This window comes from Bacteroides ovatus, from assembly GCF_001314995.1.
Classification (GTDB): domain Bacteria; phylum Bacteroidota; class Bacteroidia; order Bacteroidales; family Bacteroidaceae; genus Bacteroides; species Bacteroides ovatus.
This window is the reverse complement of record NZ_CP012938.1, coordinates 5,824,242-5,847,654: the sequence shown is the minus strand read 5'-3', so window position 1 is coordinate 5,847,654 and position 23,413 is coordinate 5,824,242. Positions and strand designations below refer to the sequence as shown.

The following is a 23,413-nucleotide window of genomic DNA, read 5'->3' as shown; positions in this document are numbered from 1 at the left end:
TCTCTTATCTTTTGTTCTGACGGGCCTGATATTCATCATCCGTCAACATTTCTACAATAATCACCCCATTCTTTCCTTTGTCTCCGTAGACAACCTGTGCTGATTTATCTTTCAGCACAGAAATACTTTTTATATGGTCCGGCGCAAGCTTAGACAACGCATCTTTCTCCATAGTTTCTTTCCCGTCTATAATGACTAAAGGCTCTTCGCCTTTTATCCCATGCACAGTTACACCATTATTCACCTTAAACCCTGAATTTCCATTTTTCACACTGCCTGAAAGTTCAGGAAACAGGTCAACCACTTCCTGCTCCATTCGTATATTCATCGTAGAAGATACAGAAGCTTTTACTGGCTTATATCCAATAAATGAGAACCACAGATTGCCGTCTTTCATTGCTTTCAGACTAAAATGACCATTTATATCCGTTATCGTACCATGATTTGTATTAGGCACAATAATGCTGACTCCAGCCTTCGGACGCCCCTGCTCGTCAACAACAGTTCCACTGACCGGAAAATCGGGAACAGCATCCGTACTGGTTGTTTTTTGTGAAAAACTGATTTCCTTATTCTGTATTTTAGTCTTACTGCCTCGTTGAGTATTCACAAGTATCACCCCGTTCGCACCCCGTTTACCATACACTTTTATCGAAGTAGAATCTTTCAACACAGATATACTTTCTATTGTTGACGGGTCCAGCTTTTCCATAGCATCCATACTAATCTCCTTGCCATCAGCAAAAATCAGAGGCTGCTTATTCTCTGCAAATCTGATATTCCCAAATCTTATAGGGACAGTATATTTCACTGGTACAGGTCTGCCTCGTTGCTTTCCGGGAATCCAATCCGGCATTTCACTGACAATTCTTTCGGCTTCCTGATTTAATGACGCTTCATCCGACTGAAGTACACGTACATCTTTTATCTTCCCGGTTTCAGCCACAGTGAAACCTACCATCACTCTACCGCCCGCTTTACCCTTCATCGGAGAACCAGCTATTTTCTCCGACAGATATTTTTGCAGTGCACTCATACCACCAGGATATTCCGGCATCTGCTCTACAACCTCAAAAATAACAATTTCTTCCTCCTCTTTCGATTTCACGCCGGACACCACCAAATCATCTTTCTTCTCGTCTTTAGATACTTTTACTGTATCTTGCAGCACCTTTTCTTGCACAATTTCCGCCAAATCATTAACTTTGACAGCAGAAATCTCTTCCATTTTTTCAGAGATTTCAGGACGGGCAAAAGCAGTTACTGCAATAGCTGCCAACGGAAGTACATACAAATACTTCAACCGTGCCCACGGATTCGATTTTTCTTTTAACATCATAGTGATACGTTTTTTAAGTTTACTGTGATTAAAGCTGTTGGCCATAGAGTAGAGCCTTGTGCCAACGGCTTTTTTTATCAATAATAGTTGATATTCTTTCGCGTTTACACCCTCATTAATGACGGTCTCGTCCGCTTCATATTCGTGAACGTTCTGCAACTCCTGTTTCAACAACCATGCACCAGGATTGAACCATTGGAAAAAGATGCAAATATCCGCCACCAATAAATCTACTGAATGACGATGGTGGATATGAGCCATTTCATGAATAAGGATTTCCCTCCCGTTTTCCTCCAGGTCTTTCCGGCTGATGACAATATAGTTCATCCAACTGAACGGAGCTATCTCCTGATTGTGCACCACAAGTGTAACCCCTTTCTCCAACTTCTCATGTTTGCCGGAATGTATCAACCGGAAGAGACAAATCAAAGAATAGATATTGCGACAGGCAAGAAACAGAATACCCGCCAGATAGACCAACAGAACAATCTGTACCCAAGATATGGCCGACGTCTCCTGCACTGCACCGACATTGGCAGGAGTAGCCTCCAACTCTGCCATCAATAACAATTGCTCAATGGAGAGCACAGCCTGCTGCACTTCAACCTGATGCCGGGTAGTTACTTCGATACAAGGAATGAGTAATGAAAAGAACAACACTCCCAATAAAGCCATACGATTGAAACGATGAAAGGTTTCCTTGCTAAGTAATAACCGGAAAAACAGGTAAAACAGAACAAGACAAACAGATGATTTTAATATATAAATGAAGAAAACTCCCATAGCATAGATTTTCGTTTAATAGATTAGTGTTTTTTGTCAGCCTGTTCCACTTCCTCGATGAGCTGTTTCAATTCATCCAAGGAAATATCTTCCTCTTTAACTAAAGAAGAAACGGCATTCAGGTAAGAATTATTAAAATACTTACTAATCACATTCCGCAGCGTTCCTTTACGAAAATCTTCTTCACTGACTACGGGATAATATTGATAGGTATTTCCGAAAGTATAATGAGCTAGAAAACCTTTTTCTTCCAACCCACGCACAATCGTAGATAGTGTATTGAAATGTGGCTTGGGATCTTCATAGAAAGCCAACATTTCCTTCACGAACAAGGGACCTTTTTCCCAGAAAAAGCCCATGATTTCTTCTTCTTTTGCTGTTAATCCTTTCATATCTGCAACTTTGTTTGCTGCAAATAACGAAAAGTTTTAGTTCATAAACTAATTTATCTAGTTAAAGTAAACTAAAAGTTATAGTTAAGACGAAGAATCTACTATTAAACACCTGTGAAACAGATTTATTACATCTCTTTTAGCTCCACAGTTTATTGACAATAAAGTTGCCGATAAAGAACAAGTCGCCCATAAAAATAATGCTGAATACCAGGAAAGTGAAACAAGTACTCCACCGGGCTCCTCCCTCCTCTTCGCCACGTTTGATACGAAGCAGGGAACTATGTAAACAATCACCTGCTATGAACAGTACAAACAAACTCGGTATCAAGTCACCCCATGACACCAACCACAGATTATCACCCTTCCCCATCAGGAATGTCAATGCCACGGCCAATAAGAAGACAGAAGCATATTGCAAGTCTTTTCTTTTTGAATTCATAGTGGTAATGTTTAAAGTCCTTTTCACAAAGATATTGAATCTCACCCAATAATCCTTATCAAATCTATATAAAAATCGGTCAGGCTTTGTTGAATCTAAGTTTATTGTTACTTTTGCAAGTACGAATTAAAACCAAAACCGATTATAAACGCAGATGAAAAAGATCAGCATCACTTTATTACTCTGCCTTCTCTGTCTGACCGGAATGGCACAAGGACAAAAGGCACTCGATTTAAAAGATATTACTTCCGGACGTTTCCGCCCGGAAAATATTCAGGGAGTAATCCCTATGCCTGATGGCGAACACTACACACAGATGAACGCTGACGGCACGCAAATCATTAAATACTCTTTCAAGACAGGCGAGAAAGTAGAAGTGATTTTCGATGTAAATACCACACGCGAATGTGACTTCAAGAACTTCGACAGTTACCAATTCTCGCCCGACGGTCAGAAATTGCTGATTGCTACTAAAACAACACCTATTTACAGGCATTCATACACAGCTGTACATTACATTTACCCTTTGAAACGAAATGATAAGGGCGTTACGACAAACAACATTATTGAACGGCTGTCTGACGGTGGACCTCAACAGGTCCCCGTCTTTTCTCCGGACGGTACCATGATTGCATTTGTACGCAACAATAACATATTTCTTGTTAAGTTGCTTTACGGCAACAGCGAAAGCCAGGTCACAGAAGATGGCAAACAGAATTCGGTAATCAACGGTATTCCTGACTGGGTGTATGAAGAAGAGTTCGGCTTCGACCGTGCTTTGGAATTCAGCGCCGACAATACGCTGATTGCTTTTATCCGTTTCGACGAGTCGGAAGTTCCCTCCTACTCTTTCCCGGTATTTGCCGGACAAGCACCCCGCATTGATGCTTTAAAAGATTATCCGGGCGAATATACATACAAGTATCCGAAAGCCGGATATCCGAATTCGAAAGTAGAGGTACGCACGTATGACATCAAATCACATGTCACCCGTACAATGAAACTCCCATTGGATGCAGATGGATATATTCCGCGTATACGCTTCACAAAGGATGCCAATAAACTGGCTATCATGACATTGAACCGCCATCAAGACCGTTTTGATCTTTACTTTGCCGATCCTCGTTCCACACTTTGCAAACTTATACTTCGTGATGAGTCTCCTTATTACATAAAGGAGAATATTTTCGATAATATCCAGTTCTATCCGGAATATTTCAGCCTGCTTAGCGAACGTGACGGTTACAGTCACCTCTATTGGTACAGCATGGGAGGTAATCTGATTAAAAAGGTTACTAACGGTAAGTTTGAGGTAAAAGATTTTCTGGGATATGATGAAGAAGACGGTTCTTTCTATTACACCAGCAATGAAGAAAGCCCTCTGCGCAAAGCTGTCTATAAAATAGACAAGAAGGGCAAGAAGCTCAAACTATCCCAACAGACAGGAACCAATACACCGCTCTTCAGCAAATCGATGAAGTATTACATGAACAAGTTCTCCAACTTGAATACTCCGATGCTGGTTACACTGAATGATAATTCGGGCAAAACACTCAAAACGCTTATTACCAATGACGGATTGAAACAAACATTGTCCGGATATGCTGTGCCGCAAAAAGAATTCTTCACTTTCCAAACCACAGATGGCGTGAAGTTGAACGGTTGGATGATGAAACCGGTTAATTTCTCCGCATCCAAAAAATATCCGGTACTGATGTATCAATATAGCGGTCCGGGCTCTCAACAGGTATTGGATACCTGGGGAATCAGTTGGGAGACATACATGGCAAGCCTCGGTTACATCGTGGTATGCGTGGACGGTCGCGGCACAGGAGGTCGTGGAGAAGCTTTTGAGAAATGCACTTATCTGAAAATCGGAGTCAAAGAAGCCAAAGATCAGGTAGAGACTGCCTTGTATCTCGGCAAACAACCATACGTGGATAAAGATCGCATCGGTATCTGGGGCTGGAGCTACGGCGGATACATGACTCTTATGAGCATGAGCGAAGGAACGCCTGTATTCAAAGCAGGAGTAGCAGTGGCCGCACCCACCGACTGGCGTTTCTATGATACGATTTATACCGAACGCTTCATGCGTACTCCGAAAGAGAACGCGGAAGGATATAAGGAATCATCAGCCTTCACACGTGCTGACAAACTACATGGAAACTTGTTGTTGGTGCATGGTATGGCAGATGACAATGTGCACTTCCAAAATTGTGCGGAATATGCCGAACAGTTGGTTCAGCTTGGAAAACAATTTGATATGCAAGTGTACACGAACCGCAATCATGGAATATATGGTGGCAATACCCGCCAACACCTATACACACGGTTGACCAACTTTTTCTTGAACAATTTATAATGACGGACAGAGTACGTAAGCCCGAATGGCTGAAAATTAATATCGGTGCCAACGAACGATACACCGAAACCAAACGGATTGTCGACTCCCACTGCTTGCATACTATATGCAGCAGTGGGCGTTGCCCTAATATGGGGGAATGCTGGGGAAAAGGAACTGCCACCTTTATGATCGGTGGTGACATCTGTACGCGCAGTTGCAAATTCTGCAACACACAAACCGGCCGCCCGCACCCGTTAGACATAAACGAACCTACCCATGTAGCAGAATCCATCGCACTGATGAAACTGGATCATGCTGTCATCACATCCGTAGACAGAGATGATCTACCGGATTTGGGAGCAGCACATTGGGCACGTACCATTCAGGAAATAAAACGGCTGAATCCACAAACAACAATCGAAGTGCTTATTCCTGATTTTCAAGGCAGGATGGAGTTGTTAGATTTGGTAATCGAAGCCCGTCCCGACATTATTTCACACAATATGGAAACCGTACGCCGCATTAGTCCGCTAGTGCGCAGCGCGGCAAATTATGATACAAGTTTGCAAGTCATCAGACACATTTCCGAGAAGGGAGTTAAGTCTAAAAGCGGCATTATGGTCGGACTGGGTGAGACCCCGGAAGAAGTTGAAACATTGATGGATGATCTGTTAGCAACCGGTTGCCAGATTCTTACCATAGGCCAATACCTTCAACCGACTCACCGGCATTATCCCGTTGCAGCATACATCACTCCACAGCAATTTGCAGATTATAAAACTGTAGGTTTAGAGAAAGGATTCAACATCGTAGAGAGTGCTCCTCTTGTTCGTTCCTCCTACCACGCAGAGAAACATATTCGTTAGCAAACAAAACATATCCCCTATTTGTTTTATTGATAGAACCGACAAATAAACATAAATATAGAGATGGCTCATAAAGGAACACTTTCTTCCACATTTAACATGTCGCTGGGTTTTATCCCCGTTATTATTTCCATTTTATTGTGTGAACTTATAACGCAAGACACGGCTATTTACATCGGTACAGGCATAGGTATTATAGGTATATACCTTTCTTATCGACGTAAAGGATTGTTAATTCCTAATTTTATCCTCTATATAGCGACCGGAGTGTTAGCACTATTATCCGTAGCAGCTCTCATTCCTGGTGATTATGTTCCCCCCGGTGCGCTTCCACTTACACTGGAAGTCAGTATTCTCATTCCGATGCTAAGTCTTTACATGCATAAGAAAAGGTTTATCAACCACTTCTTAAAACAGATAGGTTCTTGCAACAAACGTTTATATGCGCAGGGAGCAGAAGCAGCCGTTGTATCCGCACGTATCGCTTTGATCTTCGGTATATTGCATTTTATTATAATCAGCATTACCATCGTTTTTCAAGATCCGTTGAGCAAGACAAGTATCTTTGTACTCTATAAGGTGCTGCCCCCTACCGTCTTTCTGATGAGTATTCTGTTCAACCAGATTGCCATCCGTTTCTTCAATCACTTAATGTCACACACGGAATATGTTCCTATTGTGAATACCAAAGGAGACGTGATCGGGAAAACACCTGCAATAGAAGCTGTTAATTACAAAAATGCATACATCAATCCGGTGATAAGAATTGCCATATCCACTCACGGAATGTTATTCCTTTGCGACAGGCCATCAACAGCCATTCTGGATAGAGGGAAAGTAGATATTCCCATGGAATGTTATCTTCGCTACGGAGAATCTCTGGAAGCAGGCGCCACTCGTTTAATCAACAATGCTTTTCCTCATGAAAAAGGTATCAAACCTGAATTCAACATCGTTTATCACTTCGAGAATGAAGTAACCAACCGTCTTATCTATCTATTCATTGTCGATATCAAAGACGATTCCATCCTTTGTACCCCCCGCTTTAAAAACAGTAAGCTGTGGAATTTCAAACAGATAGAGGAAAACTTAGGAAAAGGCTTCTTCAGCAGCTGCTTCGAAGATGAATATGAACACCTGAAAGGCGTTATTTATATAAGAGAAAAATACAGGGAATCTTAGATAAATCGGGCACGTGTCCTTTCCAGTCCTTCACTGTACGCGTCTGTATATATTCTCCTTCACAAGTAATATTGGCAGCGATACAGAGCTTTGTTTGAGGACGGCAATTCAACAAAATATCCTCTACCATTTTATGATTCCGGTAAGGCGTCTCTATGAAAAGTTGCGTTTGATTTTCAGCATACACACGCTGCTCCAGTGCTTTTAGTTTCTTGGCACGTTCTCCCGGTTCAATCGGCAGATAACCGTGAAACGCAAAACTCTGCCCGTTAAAGCCGGAAGCCATCACGGAAAGGATAATGGAAGAAGGTCCGACCAAAGGAACCACTTTCAGCTTTTTACGTTGTGCGATAGCAACCACATCCGCTCCCGGGTCAGCTACTGCCGGACAACCTGCTTCGGAGATAACCCCCATTGAAGCTCCACCCACCAAAGGTTGCAGATAACCGGAAATATCATTAGGAGAAGTATGCTTGTTCAACGGGTAAAATGTCAATGCATCAATATCAATCTCCCGGTCCACCTTTTTCAGGAAACGCCGGGCAGAACGAACATCTTCGACTATAAAATACTGGATACCAGAAATGATCTCCTTATTATAAGAAGGCAATACCTTTTCAATAGACGTATCACCTAACGTCACGGGCAACAAATAGAGGGCAGTTTCCACTTTTTAAATTGAGAATTAAGACTATACTTTAATATTAAAAATCAAATAAGGTTTTGAGCGAAGCTAATTAAGAATTGAAAAATGCAACAGTTTAGGAAGCCAGATAGTTGGATTCACTTAACATCACATGATAATCAGTAAATTCCAGGAGATCTTTCAGTTTCATATCCTTATGCTTTTTCATATAAGAAGCGATGATTCTTGCTCCCATCCATGTCCCGATCAATGCCGGAGCTTGAGCACCCAACATATCGACAGCAGGAGCAGGCTTCATATAATAGCGGATCACCATCGGGTCTCGTGCATGCAGATGATCGTTGGTACAGATATAATTCCATATCTCCTTTTCATTCTCCTTACACCAGTCGTTTTCCTCCTTGGAATATCCCATCGCTTCGCCGATATCACTATATCCTAATAAGTTCTGCACGACGTAGTTGATTTTTCCGGAGTGCATCATCAAGTCAATCAAACAAGTACCCTCATGATAGTTCATTCCGTAACGGCTCAAAAGATAAAAAGCAAAACAATCCGGCACAATCCGTTCCGGACGCATCGAGCGACATTGATAATCGTAATAGAAACGCTTATAAAGAGGATAATCTTCCCCCATATATTTATCAAGACTGATCCCTAATAAAGAATCCACCAAAATAATAGATTCGTTGAAGGCAGACACTTGCGAATAGATAAACGGCACTTTTGTATCAGGCACTTCCTTCTTCAGTTTCCAGAATCCTTTGTTAAGTCCTTTTTCCACCTCATCCAGATTAGGGTACTTTGCTTCTACGTCGCTAAGCAAACGGACTAAAGTCGTATCCGAATAGAATTTCTGCAGACGTTGCGAAATGGTATCATCTTTCACCGTACCGATAGACAATACATCCTCAATCAGGATTTTCGTCGGCATACGGTAGTCCATCGTCAACTTCTGCATAGCAGAAAAGCTGTTGGAGCGAACGTATTCGCTCAACAGCTTATCATATCTTAGAACAGAAATCTCCTCTTCCTTCTGCTCCGTACCCTTTCCCGTGCTTATCCCGCAGGAGGCGAAAAGCATACTCATTAAAATAATAAGAAGAGAGATCCGTAGTTTCATATTTTTTTATCCGTAAATGATGTTACCATTTTCGTCCATATACTCATCGAGTCCTTTCTCGTAAGTAGCCATGGCACGAAGACTCATACCTACACTGGAGAATCCACCGTCATGGAATAAGTTCTGCATAGTTACCTTACGGGTAAGATCGGAGAACATCACGATGCAATAATCGGCACATTCGTCAGCCGTAGCATTTCCGAGAGGAGACATACGGTTGGAGAAATCAAACAGTTTATCCATACCCTTCACGCCCGAACCGGCAGTAGTAAATGTAGGAGACTGCGAGATAGTATTCACACGTACGCTATGTTCGCGTCCGTAGATGTAACCAAAGCTACGTGCAATAGATTCCAGCAATGCCTTTGCATCTGCCATATCATTGTAGCCGTAGAAAGTACGCTGCGCGGCCACGTAGCTCAAAGCAACGATAGAACCGTAATCAGCAATAGCGTTCAATTTCTTGGCCGACTGAATCATTTTATGGAATGAAACAGCTGAAATATCCAATGTCTTATCCAACATTCCATAGTCAAGGTCATCGTAAGTACGTTTTTTGCGCACGTTGGGAGACATACCGATAGAGTGGAGTACAAAATCAATTTGTCCACCCAGTATATCCATGGAGGTCTTGAATACATTTTGCAAATCTTCTACACTGGTGGCATCTGCCGGAATAACCTGGCAATTTAATTTCTGGGCCAAAGCGTCGACTTCTCCCATACGGATAGCCATCGGAGTATTTGATAATGTAATAGTTGCACCTTCTTCTACGGCACGCTCTGCTACTTTCCAGGCAATAGACTGATCGTTCAAAGCACCGAAGATAATACCTCTTTTTCCTTTCAACAAGTTATAACTCATATCTTTTAATAGTTAAATTTTGTGCAAAGATAGGAACTTTCTGCATAAAAACACGAGAAGTGTGCAAATAATAGACAGAAATGACAAAAAATACACGTATTCTATCAATTAGTCCACATCCTCTTGGGGTTTGCCACCTATCTTTGCAATCGATAATTAAGAGGTTTTTTCATAATATTTATTTAAGGTTAGAATTAGGTTAACATGAATTTGTCTTATTCCTCTCCTGCAGGCTGCCTGCGACAGATCGCCTGCGGAAGGACATAAGAATTATGAAATCGCCCTCATTAATCATCACCCAATTACCAAGAAAAACAATAGATGTATAACCCTATAGAAATAAGTTACTAAATGAACACATTGACAAAAAGACTCTTCTGGATGGCCCTATGCTGTTTACCGTTTATCTCATCAGGATGTAAACAAAGCGAGACTACCGTAAAAGAAAGCTCCATCAGTGACGCTCTTTACCAGAATTTACCTTTTGAAATGCCGAAAGTACAGCAACCGGTTTTCCCTGCTTACGAAGTAAACATTGAGAAATTCGGAGCCAAAGGAGACGGTCTGTTCCTGAATACCAAAGCTATCAACGATGCTATTAAAGACGTGAATCAACGCGGAGGGGGTAAAGTGATTATCCCGGAAGGTGTCTGGTTGACTGGTCCGATCGAGCTGTTGAGCAATGTAAATCTATATACGGAACAAAATGCGCTGGTACTTTTTACCGGTGATTTTGAAGCATATCCTATCATTGCCACTTCTTTCGAAGGACTCGAGACTCGTCGTTGCCAATCACCGATTTCAGTACGCAATGCAGAAAATATAGCTATCACCGGACATGGTACATTTGACGGAAACGGTGACTGCTGGCGTCCGGTAAAAAAAGGAAAGCTGACTGCTTCACAATGGAAAAAGCTGGTAAACTCGGGAGGTGTTCTCGACGAGAAACAAGAGATATGGTATCCCACTGCCGGCTCACTGAGAGGTGCAATGGCTTGCAAAGACTTCAATGTCCCCGAAGGTATCAACACAGATGAAGAATGGGCTGAAATCCGTCCATGGTTACGTCCGGTGTTGTTAAGCATCGTCAAAAGCAAGAAGGTGCTGTTGGAAGGAGTTACTTTCAAAAACTCACCAAGCTGGTGTCTGCACCCATTGTCTTGCGAAGATTTCACAGTAAATAATATCATGGTCATCAACCCCTGGTATTCTCAAAACGGTGATGCTATCGACTTGGAATCTTGTAAAAACGCTCTAATTATCAATAGTGTGTTTGATGCGGGAGATGATGCCATCTGTATCAAATCCGGTAAAGACGAAGATGGACGCCGTCGTGGAGAACCTTGCCAGAACGTTATCGTGAAAAACAATACAGTATTGCACGGACATGGCGGATTCGTGGTAGGTAGTGAAATGTCCGGCGGTGTGAAGAATATCTATGTAGAGGACTGCACATTTATGGGTACAGATGTAGGTTTACGTTTCAAGAGTACCCGCGGACGTGGCGGTGTGGTAGAAAACATCTACATTAACAATATCAATATGATTAATATTCCGAATGAACCCTTATTGTTCGACTTGTTCTACGGTGGAAAAGGTGCCGGTGAAGAATCGGAAGAAGATCTGTTGAGCCGTATGAAAACTGCCATTCCTCCGGTGACAGAAGAAACACCAGCTTTCCGCAATATTCATATTTCCAATATTGTTTGCAGAGGTTCGGGACGTGCCATGTTCTTCAACGGACTGCCGGAAATGCCCATCAGCAATATTACCGTTAAAAACGTTGTGATGACGGAAGCTGCGGATGGAGTTGTTATCAGTCAGGTAGACGGAGTTACTTTGGAAAATATTTATGTAGAATCTTCTAAAGGTAACAATATATTAAACGTTAAGAATGCCAAGAATCTGACTATAGACGGAAAGGTATATGAGGAATTAGGTGCAAAAGAGGAGATTTTAAGTCTCAAATAAAAACTCATTGCCATTCTGTGATGCAAAATAGAAACCACAATATCATTATATAGAGTAAAAAGCTCAAATAGCAGACTATAATCTCCTCAAAAGAGACACAGTCTGCTATTTTTTCTGCTATTTTTGCAAGGAGAAATACGACGTATAATTTCAGCCTTAGAAACATGAAGAAGAATCTTTTTATTATTACTTTCTTTTTAGGAGCTTTCAGCCTGTCTGCCCAAACGCAGAAACAGGAGAAAACCATCACAGTTGAAGTACAAAACAACTGGAATCAGCCCAAAGCGGATGCTCCGGTTGTTATCAATCTACATGAGTTGCACGCTGGTTTCAAAGTAAAATCAGCCGTTGTCATGGAAGGAAGGAAGGAAATTCCTTCGCAGTTGGACGATTTGAACCGGGACCGCAAGATGGACGAACTGGTCTTTGTTGCCGATCTTCCTGCCCATGGTAGAAAAACATTTCAGGTTACACTTTCTTCGGAAAAGAGTACAAAGACTTATCCTGAACGAGTTTATGCCGATATGTTTATTGTAGACAACAAGAAAGGTAAACATCAACGGGTACAGGCTATCACCGTTCCCGGCACTAGCAATATATACAGCATGGTACGTCCTCACGGTCCGGTTTTGGAATCGGAACTGGTAGGATACCGTCTTTATTTCAATGAAAAACAGACACCGGATATTTACGGCAAGTTCAACAAAGGACTGGAAATCAAAGAATCGCAGTTCTATCCGACGGATGAGCAGTTAGCTAAAGGATTCGGAGATGACGTACTTCGCGTGTTCGACAGTTGCGGACCGGGTGCATTGAAAGGTTGGGACGGACAAAAGGCAACCCATATTACTCCAGTGGACACTCGTACAGAACGTATCGTCTCTTATGGACCGGTACGTGTAATTGCAGAAATAGAAGTAACCGGATGGAAATATCAGGACCAGGAACTGAATATGATGACACGCTACACGCTTTATGCCGGACATCGCGATCTTCATATCGAAGCATTCTTTGACGAACCGCTCGATAAAGAAATTTTCTGCACAGGTGTGCAAGACATCGTAGGTACTTCCAAATCTTTCTCCGATCATAAAGGACTCGTAGGAAGTTGGGGAACGGACTGGCCGGTAAACGATACCGTAAAATATGCTAAAGAAACTGTAGGGCTGGGCACTTGTATTCCCCAACGTTATGTAAAATCGGAAGAAAAGGATAAAGCCAACTTCCTTTATACAATTACCGCCCCGGGAAATAAATATTTCCAGTATCACACGACTTTCACCTCGATGAAAGAGACATTCGGATATAAAACGCCGGAAGCATGGTTTGCTCATCTCCGCGAATGGAAAGAAGAGCTGGCTCATCCGGTGACAGTGAGAATAAAAGATAACCGCCCCAATAAATAGGGTAGAAACAAATACAACTAAACAAAAATTACGAGGTATCTACCAATTTTTCTATGACTCTGCACAAATATTCCTCCTTGTGCAGAGTCTTTTTATTTACCTTTGCCATCAGATAAAACCAACGAATCATATCTATAAATAATCTATCTATAACATGAAACGATTGACACAGACTTTAGCCTTTTGCTTATTAACGGTTTTCACCGCAGTAGCACAGAAGAACTATGTATCTGAAGTATGGGTTTCCGACCTCGGAAACGGTAAATACAAAAATCCGGTGCTTTATGCCGACTATTCCGATCCGGATGCTTGCCGTGTAGGAGATGATTTCTATATGACTTCATCCAGTTTCAACTGTTTGCCGGGATTGCAAATCCTTCATTCTAAAGATTTAGTCAACTGGACAATCATCGGTGCCGCAGTTCCCAATGCCCTCTCCCCTATCGAAACTCCAGAACGGCCGGAACACGGCAATCGTGTATGGGCTCCGGCTATTCGTCATCACAACGGTGAGTTTTACATCTTTTGGGGAGATCCCGATCAGGGAGCTTTTATGGTGAAAGCCAAAGATCCGAAAGGTCCGTGGAGCGAACCGGTCTTGGTGAAAGCGGGAAAAGGTATCATTGACACTTGCCCGTTCTGGGATGAAGACGGAAAAGTATATATGGTACACGCATACGCAGGAAGTCGTGCCGGACTGAAAAGTGTAATCACTATCTGCGAACTGAATGCAGAAGCAACAAAAGCGATCACTCCTTCCCGTATAATTTTCGACGGTCACGAAGCACATCAGACTTGCGAAGGTCCTAAAATGTACAAGAGAAACGACTATTATTATATCTTTCATCCGGCCGGCGGTGTGCCGACAGGCTGGCAGGTCGTATTACGTTCTAAAAACATCTACGGTCCTTACGAATGGAAAACAGTACTTGCGCAAGGTAACTCTCCTGTCAACGGTCCTCACCAAGGTGCATGGGTAGATACTCCTACCGGAGAAGACTGGTTCCTCCACTTTCAAGATGTCGGTGCTTACGGACGCATTATGCATCTCCAACCGATGAAATGGGTGAACGACTGGCCTATTATCGGTATTGATAAAGACGGTGACGGCTGCGGAGAACCTGTTTTGACTTACAAGAAGCCAAATGTCGGTAAAACATATCCTATCTGCACTCCACAAGAAAGTGACGAATTTGATGGGTATACACTTTCTCCGCAGTGGCAATGGCATGCTAACATTAATGAAAAATGGGCGTATTATGCAGGTGACAAAAGCTATGTCAGATTATACTCTTATCCGGTAGTAGAAGATTATAAGAACCTGTGGGATGTAGCCAACCTCTTATTACAAAAAACTCCTTCTGATAATTTTACCGCAACAATGAAACTGACGTTCAGCCCTAACCAAAAGAATAAAGGCGAACGCACCGGACTTGTCGTTATGGGCAGGGATTATGCCGGACTTGTTCTAGAAAATACAGACAAAGGTTTGGTTCTGTCGCAAGTTGAATGTGACAGAGCAGATAAAGGCAAACCAGAAGAAGTGAAAGCCGCTGTTGATCTTTCGCAAAACACGGTTTATCTGAAAGTGCGTTTCAGTTGTGACGGAAAGAAAATCAAGGGTAGTGAAGGCGGACATGACCTCATTGTGATGTGTAATTTCAGCTATAGCCTCGACGGAAAGAAATATGAATCATTAGGTGTTCCTTTCCAGGCAAGAGAAGGACAATGGATTGGTGCCAAAGTCGGTATGTTCTGTACGCGTCCGGCTATTAAAACGAATGACGGCGGTTGGGCAGACGTTGACTGGTTCCGTATTACGAAGAAGTAATCAAAGTATATATAAGGATGAAAAAAGATTGTCCCACAACTTTCAAGCAGTAGCGGGACAATCTTTTTTATCTTCTTTAAACTTACATACAAGCCCAGCCAAATTTACGAACAAGCTCTGCAAGCAGACTACGGTCTTTTATTGGCAAATTAATGACCACATTCTCGCGCTTCTCTCCAGATAAAACATATCCCTCAGCCGGCAATTTATCTTCCAACAATACACTTTCCTTTAATAACGTTTTCTGGTATTCACCCGATTGAAACACAACATCGTAATACTCATGTTCATTTTCAGGCTGTAGATAGAGTAAACGCAAATCGGCTTTACCTGCTAAGAAGGATTCAAGTCTACGTGTAGAGATACGTATTCCCGTATAGCGATAAACCGTCTCATCATCATATAAAAGACAAAGATACAGTGTATCAAAGGCATCTCTTGCCACAAAAAGCTGAGGCACATCACAGAAATCCAGAATTTTGTCTATCCTTAACACATCTTCCATTCCCATAATCAGACTATTTTAGCTTGTAAAACATTAAAATCCTTTGTTCTCCACCAAGAATAATGTGCTATATCAAATGTTTTCTTTAACACTCCATCTTTTGGTTCCAATATGACTAAAGCAATATTTGCCTTCTTGAACTTAGGAAGCTTTAATCTTTTCTCCGCTTCTTCCCTCTCTGAAAATAGAGAGACTGCCCTTGTCACACATTCATCTATTCCTAATCCTTTAAAGACCTTATCCGGCTGCATTTTTCTTTGCGAAAAGAAATCTTCTGTTGTAACAGGATTACCATTTGCAATTCTATAATAACAGCCTTCGCACCGCTTCGCATCCGTTGGGGGACATTGTTCAGGCAATGCCTCAAACCATTCTGCATTCATTATTCTTTAGTTTTTCGCAAAGTTAAGCCAATCTGGTAGAATAACAAATATATTTCCGGCTTTGTTGTTCATTCGATATTCTCTAAACTATTGCCTCATTCTTCCCAATCTCATTTTTTTAGTATACCTTTGCAGAATAAAAGATTTAAATATAGAATTAACTATAAACATAAGCCTTAATGAAAAAACTAATAATATTCGATTTGGACGGTACATTATTAAATACTATCGCAGACCTCGCCCATAGCACTAATTATGCTTTGAATAAATTAGGATACCCCACACACGATGTAGAAAAGTATAACTTCATGGTAGGAAATGGTATCAACAAACTCTTTGAACGTGCATTACCCGAAGGAGAAAAGACAGAAGAGAATGTGCTCCGGGTAAGAAAAGAGTTTATTCCTTATTATGATATTCACAATGCAGACGATAGTCGTCCTTACCCGGGTATTTCAGCGTTATTGTCTTATCTGCAATCCGCAGGCATTCAGATTGCCGTAGCCTCCAACAAATATCAGGCCGCTACCGAGAAACTGGTTGCCCACTACTTTCCGGAAATTCATTTCACTGCCGTTTTCGGCCAACGGGAAGGAGTAAATGTCAAACCTGATCCAACAATCGTTTTTGATATATTAAAACTTGCCGATGTACGAAAAGAAGATGTTCTTTATGTAGGTGATTCCGGTGTAGACATGCAAACAGCAGCCAATGCCGGTGTAACCGCTTGCGGAGTGACATGGGGATTCCGACCACGCACGGAACTAGAAGAATTTAATCCGGCATATATGACAGATGTGGCCGAAAAAATAAAAAAAATGGTCTTTTAACGATGATATCCTTACAAGAATAATTATGATTCGGCAAGTAAAACTTCAATAGTCTCAATAAGTTCTCTTGCCGGAGCTTTTATCGTACTGATTTCATCCTCCGATATTGAATAAATGCAATTATAATCCCCTTTTTGCCGTAATTGTTCCATACGCGCCAAAAAACTTCCCAAACGTGCACTAATTTTGCCTGTTTTTATAAAATTCAAGCCAAAGCAAGCTATCAACCCATCATGGGTTTTACATGATAATCCATTTTGTATTAATAAAGCCTGAACAGCATGAAAACAGGCATAATAATATCTATTGGAAGCAATATCCCAATACTTCAGATCAAACATCTCATCTGCTTGTTTCAAAAATACTTTAGCTTTCTCCAACTGTAATATCACCAAAGAATTACGTTCTTCATCTGTCAATTTCATACTAATTCAATTCCTTCCTGCTCTACATTTTTATAAAATGGTGTAATACAACTTGCAGCCCATTCTTTCATCGTATACATAATCGGATTAATTCGCGCTCCCAAGTCCCATCCCAACATAGTTAAGGGAAAGCTTACCTTATCATAATCTTCAGGCTCCAATTTTTCTTTATCTAAGATAATCAAAATATCCCAATCAGAATCAATCCGTGCATCCCCACGAGCTTGAGAACCAAACAACAAAGCCTTGCCACCTTTTGGTAAATGCTCTGTCAATGCCTGCTTAATAGACTCTAATATTTTATTTGTATGACTTTTCATATTCGTCTCCCCTTACTCTTCTACAAATATACAATAAATATCAATACAACAATATGACTTACAAAAAAATCGCTCTTGCTAATTATTCATACTTGGTTCTTATCCATGACTAATATGAATAAAGAATAAAGTCTAATATTACATATTTTCCGTACAAATTTCAATATCACTTTCCTTACAATGCATTTTCTTTGCAACAGGTAAAGAAAGGCTCACCTTTGTGTGCCTAAATCTAAGAACAATAGTAATCTAATTTATTATAAAATGAAAAAGCATCTTATACTATTTTTTGCAGGAGTAATATTGAGTTACGGGAACATAAAAGCACAGACAGTTCCCGATAAAAAAGAAATTCTGAAAGTAACTCTTCATGTGAACGACTATTTCATGAAGAAATATGCCAACTATCGCACTCCTTCCTTTGTGAAAAAAGTAGTTCGCCCCAGTAATATCTGGACACGAAGCGTATATTACGAAGGCTTAATGGCACTCTACTCCATCTATCCCGCAGACGAATATTATCTCTATGCCAAAGAATGGGCGGATTACCACCAATGGGGCTTCCACCGTGGGACAACCACCCGTAATGCAGATAATTACTGCGCCAGCCAAATCTATCTCGATTTATACAACATTTGCCCCGATCCTGAAAAAATACGGAAAACGAAAGCCAATATGGATATGCTGGTCAATACTCCACAAATAAACGACTGGTGGTGGATAGATGCTATCCAGATGGGGATGCCTATATTTGCCAAAATGGGGAAACTTACAGGCGAACAGAAGTACTTCGACAAAATGTGGGATATGTACGAATATACCCGTAATAAACACGGAGAGAACGGAATGTTCAATGTCAAAGAAGGTTTGTGGTGGAGAGACCATAATTTCGATCCTCCATACAAAGAGCCTAATGGCGAAAACTGTTATTGGAGCCGTGGTAACGGATGGGTATACGCAGCTTTGGTGCGGGTAATGAACGAAATTCCATCTGATGAAAAACATCGCCAAGATTACATCAATGATTTTATGGCTATGAGCAAAGCACTGAAACAATGCCAGCGTGAAGATGGCTTTTGGAATGTCAGCCTCCACGATCCGTCAAACTTCGGAGGCAAAGAGACTTCCGGCACAGCTCTTTTCGTATATGGTATGGCTTGGGGCGTACGCAACGGTCTATTGGATAAAAAGACCTATCTGCCTGTAATCATAAAAGCATGGAATGCTATGGTGAAGGATGCAGTTCACCCGAATGGTTTTCTTGGTTATGTACAGGGAACCGGCAAAGAACCGAAAGACAGTCAACCTGTCACATACGACAAAGTTCCTGATTTTGAGGATTTCGGAACAGGATGTTTCCTTCTTGCCGGAAGTGAAATCTATAAATTAGACCTCAATATGTAACTGATAAACATACTTATCTTGAATCCGGTCTATCCTTCACAAACCGGATTCAAGGTAAGTATATACTACGTTTTACTTCTCTCCCCTTTCTGGTAAGCCGAAGGAGATACTCCAAACTGCGCTTTAAAACATTTACTGAAATAAAGAGGATCGTTAATACCCACTTTATAAGAAACTTCCGCAACAGTCAGATCCCTTTCGGTCAAAAACAGTTCGGCAGCCTTCTTCATTCGTACGACACGCAAATACTCATTCGGTGAGTATCCTGTCACTCCGCGTAATTTTTTATAAAACACAGTTCGTCCCATCCCCATCATCTGCGCAAATTCATCAATAGAAATGTTGTATTGAGAATAAATCTTTTCCACCACAGCCACCAACTGATCTGCAAACTCCTTATCCCGGTCCGTGTTACATAAAGCAGGACGCACTACCCCCGGTTCACTGGAAAACTTCTTCCGTAACTTTTCGCATTGCTCTATCAGCCGGAACACCTGCGCAAGCAAAAGCTTAAAACTAAATGGCTTTGTAACATAAACATCCGCTCCCGCTTCAAGTCCTTCCAGGTGCTTATCCGGTGAAGTCAAGGCAGTCAGCAGAATAATAGGAATATGACTTGTCGCAAATTCAGTTTTCAGTTTCTTTGTCACTTCGAAACCGGTCATCCCAGGCATCAATACATCGCAGATAATCAAGTCTGCGTCATAGTTGCATGCCTTTTCAAATCCGGATATTCCATCCGCAGCCACTTCTACTTCAAAATAAGCACTAAGCTCCTCCTGCAGGAACCCACGAATATCATTATCGTCTTCGATGACTAATATTTTATGTTTTCTTGATGTGGTGACTGTCTTTTCATGTTCCTGACATTCCTCTGAAAGCTCCTGCAAATGGTGAGTCTGCATATTCGCTTCTTCCAACAGGAGATTGCCGGGAACCAGGAAGTCTTTTTCCGAATAAACAGTTTTATCAGTCGGAATACATACCGTAAATACGGAACCTCCCCCTTCATTATCTTTATATTCAATCGTTCCCTTATGCACCTGCACCAATTCATGGCTCAAATGCAACCCTACTCCAATGCTATCTCCGGAGAAACTACTTTGCATGAAACGTTTAAACAATTCTCCCTGCTTTTCTTTAGGAATACCTACTCCGGTATCCGCTACCTGAATGTATAAACACTTCTTCACCTCATCCACATTCACAGAAAACAGAATTGTCCCACCCGAAGGAGTATACTTAAAAGCATTTGAAAGTAAGTTATACACCACCTTATCCAAATTACCTTTATCAATAAACATTTTATAGGATGGCACAGACGGCAAAAAGCGGAAATCCATATTCTTCTGTTCTGCTACGCCACTGAAACTTAAATATATTTCGTACAGGAAAGCAACTACATCAGTTTCCTGCAGAGAAAGAGCCAACTTGTTGTTCTGCATTTTTCTGAACTCCAGCAACTGATTAATCAGCCTCAACATACGTTGTGTACTTTTATCCATGACTTTCAACGGATGCAATAAGGCTTGTGGAATATCATCCATCCGGTACATTTTCTCCAATGCTCCTTGGATCAATGTAAGCGGAGTACGGAATTCATGAGAGATATTTGTGAAAAATACCAGTTTATACTCTGTCAGTTGTTTTTCAACATTGATGCGGTTGCGCAACCTATTGAAATTAAAAATGATACGATATGTAAAGTACAAAGCTATTAATATCAGGATGAAATATCCGAGCATAGCCCAATTCGTTTTCCAAAACGGAGGCACGATAACAATCTTCAAGGTTGTTTCAGTATCATTCCAAATACCGGCACCATCACAATATTTCACATGGAAAATGTAACTCCCCGGCTCCAGATATTTATAAGTGGCAAAACTTAAAGAAGACGGAACATTCCATCCCTTGTCATAGTTTTCCAGCCAATACATATACTTGATTTGACCATTATCCGAATAATCGAGAGTAGAAAAATCAAGCATAAAAGAATTCTGGAAATATTTCAATGTAATCTTATCCGAATAGGCTAAAGATTCTTGCAAAGGAGAACCCGGCATATTAGGCTTCACCTGAATTCCATTAACGGACAATCCTGTGATAACAATAGGAGAAAGCAATCTCTCTGTTGGAATCTTCTTCGGGTCAATAATCGTCAATCCGTAGTTTGTTCCAAAAATCAGTTTACCGTCTGCACCCATACACGCACTGTTCTCGCTATACACATTTCCTAATGTATAAGATGAGAAGAAATAATTCTCGAAAGAATGGCTGTTGGGATTGAACCTTGAAATTCCATATTCCGTAGCAATCCATAATTGTCCCGAATGATCTTCTAAAATAGATTGCACCATATTATTAACCAGTCCTTCCGCTATTCCATAATGTGTATATTTCAAAGACTGACAGTCGTCTGACAGTTCGCATAGATTCAGCCCGGCACCCGAAGTTCCTACCCACATGCGCCCTTTGCTATCACGAAACAGGCAACGAATCTCATTGCTGCAAAAATTGCCATCGGTGTAGCTGAACAAATGATAGTTATCTTCATTAGCAATCAATGAGTCAGGGTGGAAAATGCAGATACCTTCACTTGTGCCCATCCATATCATCCCTTTCTCATCTTCTGCCATTACTCTGACTATCCGTAAGCCATACTTCTTTCCTTGAAAAAAACGACGGAACTTATATTGTCCTTTTTCCGTTGATTCTGCCAGATCCAGTCCTCCTCCAAATGTTCCCACCCACATACGATCTTTCTTATCGCGAAGAATGGAATAAATATTAGAATGAGATAAGGCAAAAGGATTAGACGGATCCGTTTTATACCACGTATCTCCTATTTTTAGTCCGTCTCCCCGGGTTCCTATCCATATATTCTCCTGACTATCTTCTGAAATCGCATAAATATTATAGGGCAAATAATGATTATCTATCTTAGTTTTCAGATGAGAATCATAATTATACAATCCACCTCTTCGCGTTCCTACCCATATATCTCCATTCGACATTTTAGTTAGTAACCGGATTGTATTCGAACGGTCAAAAACATCCGGTGATTCTGGATAGACATGTGTAATACCTTTATTTGAAATGGAAATATGAGACAAACCGGAATATTCGGAGCTTACCCATATTCCTCCTGTCCTGTCTTTCATCAAACATAACAAGAAATCTGACCCTATAGGTCCCGCATTCTTTCCTTCCGAAACAAAGTGTTCCAACCGGTCCTCCTGAATATCGTAGGTGAAAAGTCCGTTTCCATAAGTTGAAATCCACACAATCCCCCGGTCATCACGCACCACATGATAGCGTTCATAATCTATATATTTCATCTTCTCTTCAGGGATCAGTTGAAAATTCTTTATTTCTCCGCTCTTCGAGTTTATATAATAAATTCGTCCAGTGTTATTGTAAGCCCAACAATCTCCATAATTGTCATGAATAACTTTTCCATTATTTATTTTCAATTCCCGGCAAGGAGTTATTTGAAAATTCTGAAAATCAAATTCATATACCCCTTCGCTAGAAGTAAATATAACCCATTTATCTTTTATCAATGAATGTGTACTGACAGATGTATTACCGGCAATAGCAGACAGCGACGTTAAACAGTCTATTTTTTTCGATCCATTTACACAGCGATACACATCTCCACTCTTTGTCAGAAAATACATATCCTCTCCATGAGGGAAAGAAGAAGAAAAATTCAATTTCCTATCGATAAATTCAACTTTCCCTTTATAAACAAACGCAAGTCCCTGCATGGTACCAATCCAGATCCTGCCACTAGAATCTTCATTTATAAATTTAATCCGGTCATCGGGCAGGTTTCCAAATTTCGTTCTAAACTTCACAGAGGTCATAGTCCGATCGTCCTCACAAACAATTTGACGTACACCATTCCTTCTATGCCAAAGCCACACATCTCCATTAGCGGACATAAATATTTCTGAATAGTTCTCTCCATCACTTCCGGTACCGGTAAAATCTACAAAACAAGCTTTCTGTAGATCATAACAGCTGAATAATTCCGGCACAGTCTTTATCCACAAAAAACCATTCTTATCCTCTGCCACATGTTTTATTCTGTTATCTGCTAAAGAAATCCGATCGTGTTTCCCGCTTTCCAACTGATAAGTAAGAAAAGTATTTCCATCATAACGGGTCAATCCGTCTAAAGTACCCAACCATAAGAACCCTTTACTGTCCTGAAACATGCATCGTACAGAATTACTAGGTAGCCCATCACTGGTTCTCATTTGTTTGGAACTAAGTTCAATATCAGCATACAAATCCGATATAGAAAAACTAAACAAAACGAAAAGGCATAATAATTTATATTTCATAT

General features: G+C 41.0%; 19 protein-coding genes. 8 read left to right on the top strand and 11 right to left on the bottom strand.

Features of this window, described 5'->3' with window-relative positions; genetic code table 11:
• Positions 1-4: 4 nt before the first annotated feature.
• The 3 genes from Bovatus_RS21950 to Bovatus_RS21940 form a co-directional block, all read right to left on the bottom strand.
• Positions 5-2,122: a M56 family metallopeptidase gene (locus tag Bovatus_RS21950; RefSeq protein WP_052588015.1), complete on the bottom strand. Its 2,118-nt coding sequence runs from the start codon at positions 2,120-2,122 to the stop codon at positions 5-7.
• A 23-nt stretch (positions 2,123-2,145) separates the two neighbouring features.
• The gene (locus Bovatus_RS21945; RefSeq protein WP_004301694.1) at positions 2,146-2,514 is read right to left on the bottom strand and encodes a BlaI/MecI/CopY family transcriptional regulator; all 369 of its coding nucleotides are present in this window, start codon (positions 2,512-2,514) and stop codon (positions 2,146-2,148) included.
• Positions 2,515-2,653: 139 nt separating this feature from the next.
• A complete protein-coding gene (locus Bovatus_RS21940; RefSeq protein WP_004301693.1) occupies positions 2,654-2,956 on the bottom strand; it encodes a hypothetical protein in 303 nt (100 codons plus the stop codon).
• Positions 2,957-3,110: 154 nt separating this feature from the next.
• On the opposite strand from Bovatus_RS21940, the gene Bovatus_RS21935 reads away from it, so the two are divergent.
• The 3 genes from Bovatus_RS21935 (at position 3,111) to Bovatus_RS21925 (ending at position 7,351) form a co-directional block, all read left to right on the top strand.
• Positions 3,111-5,321 (top strand): S9 family peptidase, encoded by a 2,211-nt coding sequence (locus Bovatus_RS21935; protein ID WP_052588014.1) that lies wholly within the window; start codon positions 3,111-3,113, stop codon positions 5,319-5,321.
• The gene (gene lipA, locus Bovatus_RS21930; protein ID WP_004301691.1) at positions 5,321-6,169 is read left to right on the top strand and encodes a lipoyl synthase; all 849 of its coding nucleotides are present in this window, start codon (positions 5,321-5,323) and stop codon (positions 6,167-6,169) included. Before Bovatus_RS21935 ends, lipA begins: the two co-directional genes overlap by 1 nt.
• Before the next feature lie 63 nt (positions 6,170-6,232).
• Positions 6,233-7,351, top strand: a complete 1,119-nt coding sequence (locus Bovatus_RS21925) for a hypothetical protein (RefSeq protein ID WP_004301690.1) — start codon at positions 6,233-6,235, stop codon at positions 7,349-7,351.
• Here the strand turns inward: Bovatus_RS21925 and Bovatus_RS21920 are convergent.
• The 3 genes from Bovatus_RS21920 to Bovatus_RS21910 form a co-directional block, all read right to left on the bottom strand.
• On the bottom strand, positions 7,317-8,021 hold the full coding sequence (locus tag Bovatus_RS21920; protein WP_004301689.1) for an SAM-dependent methyltransferase: 705 nt from the start codon (positions 8,019-8,021) through the stop codon (positions 7,317-7,319). The genes Bovatus_RS21925 and Bovatus_RS21920 overlap by 35 nt on opposite strands.
• A 91-nt stretch (positions 8,022-8,112) precedes the next feature.
• Positions 8,113-9,120, bottom strand: coding sequence for a gliding motility protein GldB-related protein (locus Bovatus_RS21915; RefSeq protein WP_004301688.1), 1,008 nt, complete (start codon positions 9,118-9,120; stop codon positions 8,113-8,115).
• Between the two features lie 6 nt (positions 9,121-9,126).
• A complete protein-coding gene (locus Bovatus_RS21910; RefSeq protein WP_004301687.1) occupies positions 9,127-9,984 on the bottom strand; it encodes an enoyl-ACP reductase FabI in 858 nt (285 codons plus the stop codon).
• 351 nt (positions 9,985-10,335) lie between these two features.
• Between Bovatus_RS21910 and Bovatus_RS21905 the strand changes: the two genes are divergently transcribed.
• The 3 genes from Bovatus_RS21905 (at position 10,336) to Bovatus_RS21895 (ending at position 15,192) form a co-directional block, all read left to right on the top strand.
• Positions 10,336-11,955 (top strand): glycoside hydrolase family 28 protein, encoded by a 1,620-nt coding sequence (locus Bovatus_RS21905; protein WP_004301686.1) that lies wholly within the window; start codon positions 10,336-10,338, stop codon positions 11,953-11,955.
• Between the two features lie 164 nt (positions 11,956-12,119).
• The gene (locus tag Bovatus_RS21900; protein WP_004301684.1) at positions 12,120-13,361 is read left to right on the top strand and encodes a DUF4861 domain-containing protein; all 1,242 of its coding nucleotides are present in this window, start codon (positions 12,120-12,122) and stop codon (positions 13,359-13,361) included.
• 154 nt (positions 13,362-13,515) lie between these two features.
• Positions 13,516-15,192 (top strand): glycoside hydrolase family 43 protein, encoded by a 1,677-nt coding sequence (locus Bovatus_RS21895; RefSeq protein WP_004301683.1) that lies wholly within the window; start codon positions 13,516-13,518, stop codon positions 15,190-15,192.
• A gap of 82 nt (positions 15,193-15,274) precedes the next feature.
• Here Bovatus_RS21895 and Bovatus_RS21890 read toward each other — a convergent pair whose 3' ends face one another.
• Complete coding sequence (locus tag Bovatus_RS21890) at positions 15,275-15,703, bottom strand: DUF6575 domain-containing protein (RefSeq protein WP_004301681.1); 429 nt, start codon at positions 15,701-15,703, stop codon at positions 15,275-15,277.
• Between the two features lie 2 nt (positions 15,704-15,705).
• On the bottom strand, positions 15,706-16,080 hold the full coding sequence (locus Bovatus_RS21885) for a hypothetical protein (protein ID WP_004301677.1): 375 nt from the start codon (positions 16,078-16,080) through the stop codon (positions 15,706-15,708).
• Positions 16,081-16,259: 179 nt separating this feature from the next.
• Here Bovatus_RS21885 and Bovatus_RS21880 point away from each other — a divergent pair, with 179 nt between their 5' ends.
• Positions 16,260-16,910 (top strand): HAD family hydrolase, encoded by a 651-nt coding sequence (locus tag Bovatus_RS21880; RefSeq protein ID WP_004301675.1) that lies wholly within the window; start codon positions 16,260-16,262, stop codon positions 16,908-16,910.
• Positions 16,911-16,933: 23 nt separating this feature from the next.
• On the opposite strand, the gene Bovatus_RS21875 is transcribed toward Bovatus_RS21880, so the two are convergent.
• Both Bovatus_RS21875 and Bovatus_RS21870 read right to left on the bottom strand, forming a co-directional pair.
• Positions 16,934-17,335 carry a HEPN domain-containing protein gene (locus tag Bovatus_RS21875; protein WP_004301673.1) on the bottom strand — a complete coding sequence of 134 codons (402 nt, stop codon included), beginning with the start codon at positions 17,333-17,335 and terminating at the stop codon, positions 16,934-16,936.
• Positions 17,332-17,655 carry a nucleotidyltransferase domain-containing protein gene (locus Bovatus_RS21870; RefSeq protein ID WP_004301671.1) on the bottom strand — a complete coding sequence of 108 codons (324 nt, stop codon included), beginning with the start codon at positions 17,653-17,655 and terminating at the stop codon, positions 17,332-17,334. The genes Bovatus_RS21875 and Bovatus_RS21870 overlap by 4 nt, the downstream gene beginning before the upstream one ends.
• 264 nt (positions 17,656-17,919) lie before the next feature.
• On the opposite strand from Bovatus_RS21870, the gene Bovatus_RS21865 reads away from it, so the two are divergent.
• Positions 17,920-19,059, top strand: a complete 1,140-nt coding sequence (locus tag Bovatus_RS21865; protein ID WP_004301669.1) for a glycoside hydrolase family 88/105 protein — start codon at positions 17,920-17,922, stop codon at positions 19,057-19,059.
• A gap of 65 nt (positions 19,060-19,124) precedes the next feature.
• Here the strand turns inward: Bovatus_RS21865 and Bovatus_RS21860 are convergent, their stop codons facing one another.
• Positions 19,125-23,411, bottom strand: coding sequence for a hybrid sensor histidine kinase/response regulator transcription factor (locus tag Bovatus_RS21860; RefSeq protein WP_004301667.1), 4,287 nt, complete (start codon positions 23,409-23,411; stop codon positions 19,125-19,127).
• Positions 23,412-23,413: the final 2 nt, after the last annotated feature.

Excerpts from the sequence above, each read along its gene's own strand:
- Bovatus_RS21915 (WP_004301688.1), bottom strand. The coding sequence starts at position 9,120 with ATGAAACTACGGATCTCTCTTCTTATTATTTTAATGAGTATGCTTTTC.
- lipA (WP_004301691.1), top strand. The coding sequence starts at position 5,321 with ATGACGGACAGAGTACGTAAGCCCGAATGGCTGAAAATTAATATCGGT.
- Bovatus_RS21895 (WP_004301683.1), top strand. The coding sequence starts at position 13,516 with ATGAAACGATTGACACAGACTTTAGCCTTTTGCTTATTAACGGTTTTC.
- Bovatus_RS21905 (WP_004301686.1), top strand. The coding sequence starts at position 10,336 with ATGAACACATTGACAAAAAGACTCTTCTGGATGGCCCTATGCTGTTTA.
- Bovatus_RS21860 (WP_004301667.1), bottom strand. The coding sequence starts at position 23,411 with ATGAAATATAAATTATTATGCCTTTTCGTTTTGTTTAGTTTTTCTATA.
- Bovatus_RS21940 (WP_004301693.1), bottom strand. The coding sequence starts at position 2,956 with ATGAATTCAAAAAGAAAAGACTTGCAATATGCTTCTGTCTTCTTATTG.
- Bovatus_RS21885 (WP_004301677.1), bottom strand. The coding sequence starts at position 16,080 with ATGAATGCAGAATGGTTTGAGGCATTGCCTGAACAATGTCCCCCAACG.
- Bovatus_RS21910 (WP_004301687.1), bottom strand. The coding sequence starts at position 9,984 with ATGAGTTATAACTTGTTGAAAGGAAAAAGAGGTATTATCTTCGGTGCT.
- Bovatus_RS21870 (WP_004301671.1), bottom strand. The coding sequence starts at position 17,655 with ATGAAAAGTCATACAAATAAAATATTAGAGTCTATTAAGCAGGCATTG.
- Bovatus_RS21925 (WP_004301690.1), top strand. The coding sequence starts at position 6,233 with ATGGCTCATAAAGGAACACTTTCTTCCACATTTAACATGTCGCTGGGT.
- Bovatus_RS21935 (WP_052588014.1), top strand. The coding sequence starts at position 3,111 with ATGAAAAAGATCAGCATCACTTTATTACTCTGCCTTCTCTGTCTGACC.
- Bovatus_RS21890 (WP_004301681.1), bottom strand. The coding sequence starts at position 15,703 with ATGGGAATGGAAGATGTGTTAAGGATAGACAAAATTCTGGATTTCTGT.
- Bovatus_RS21900 (WP_004301684.1), top strand. The coding sequence starts at position 12,120 with ATGAAGAAGAATCTTTTTATTATTACTTTCTTTTTAGGAGCTTTCAGC.
- Bovatus_RS21875 (WP_004301673.1), bottom strand. The coding sequence starts at position 17,335 with ATGAAATTGACAGATGAAGAACGTAATTCTTTGGTGATATTACAGTTG.
- Bovatus_RS21865 (WP_004301669.1), top strand. The coding sequence starts at position 17,920 with ATGAAAAAGCATCTTATACTATTTTTTGCAGGAGTAATATTGAGTTAC.
- Bovatus_RS21950 (WP_052588015.1), bottom strand. The coding sequence starts at position 2,122 with ATGGGAGTTTTCTTCATTTATATATTAAAATCATCTGTTTGTCTTGTT.
- Bovatus_RS21945 (WP_004301694.1), bottom strand. The coding sequence starts at position 2,514 with ATGAAAGGATTAACAGCAAAAGAAGAAGAAATCATGGGCTTTTTCTGG.
- Bovatus_RS21880 (WP_004301675.1), top strand. The coding sequence starts at position 16,260 with ATGAAAAAACTAATAATATTCGATTTGGACGGTACATTATTAAATACT.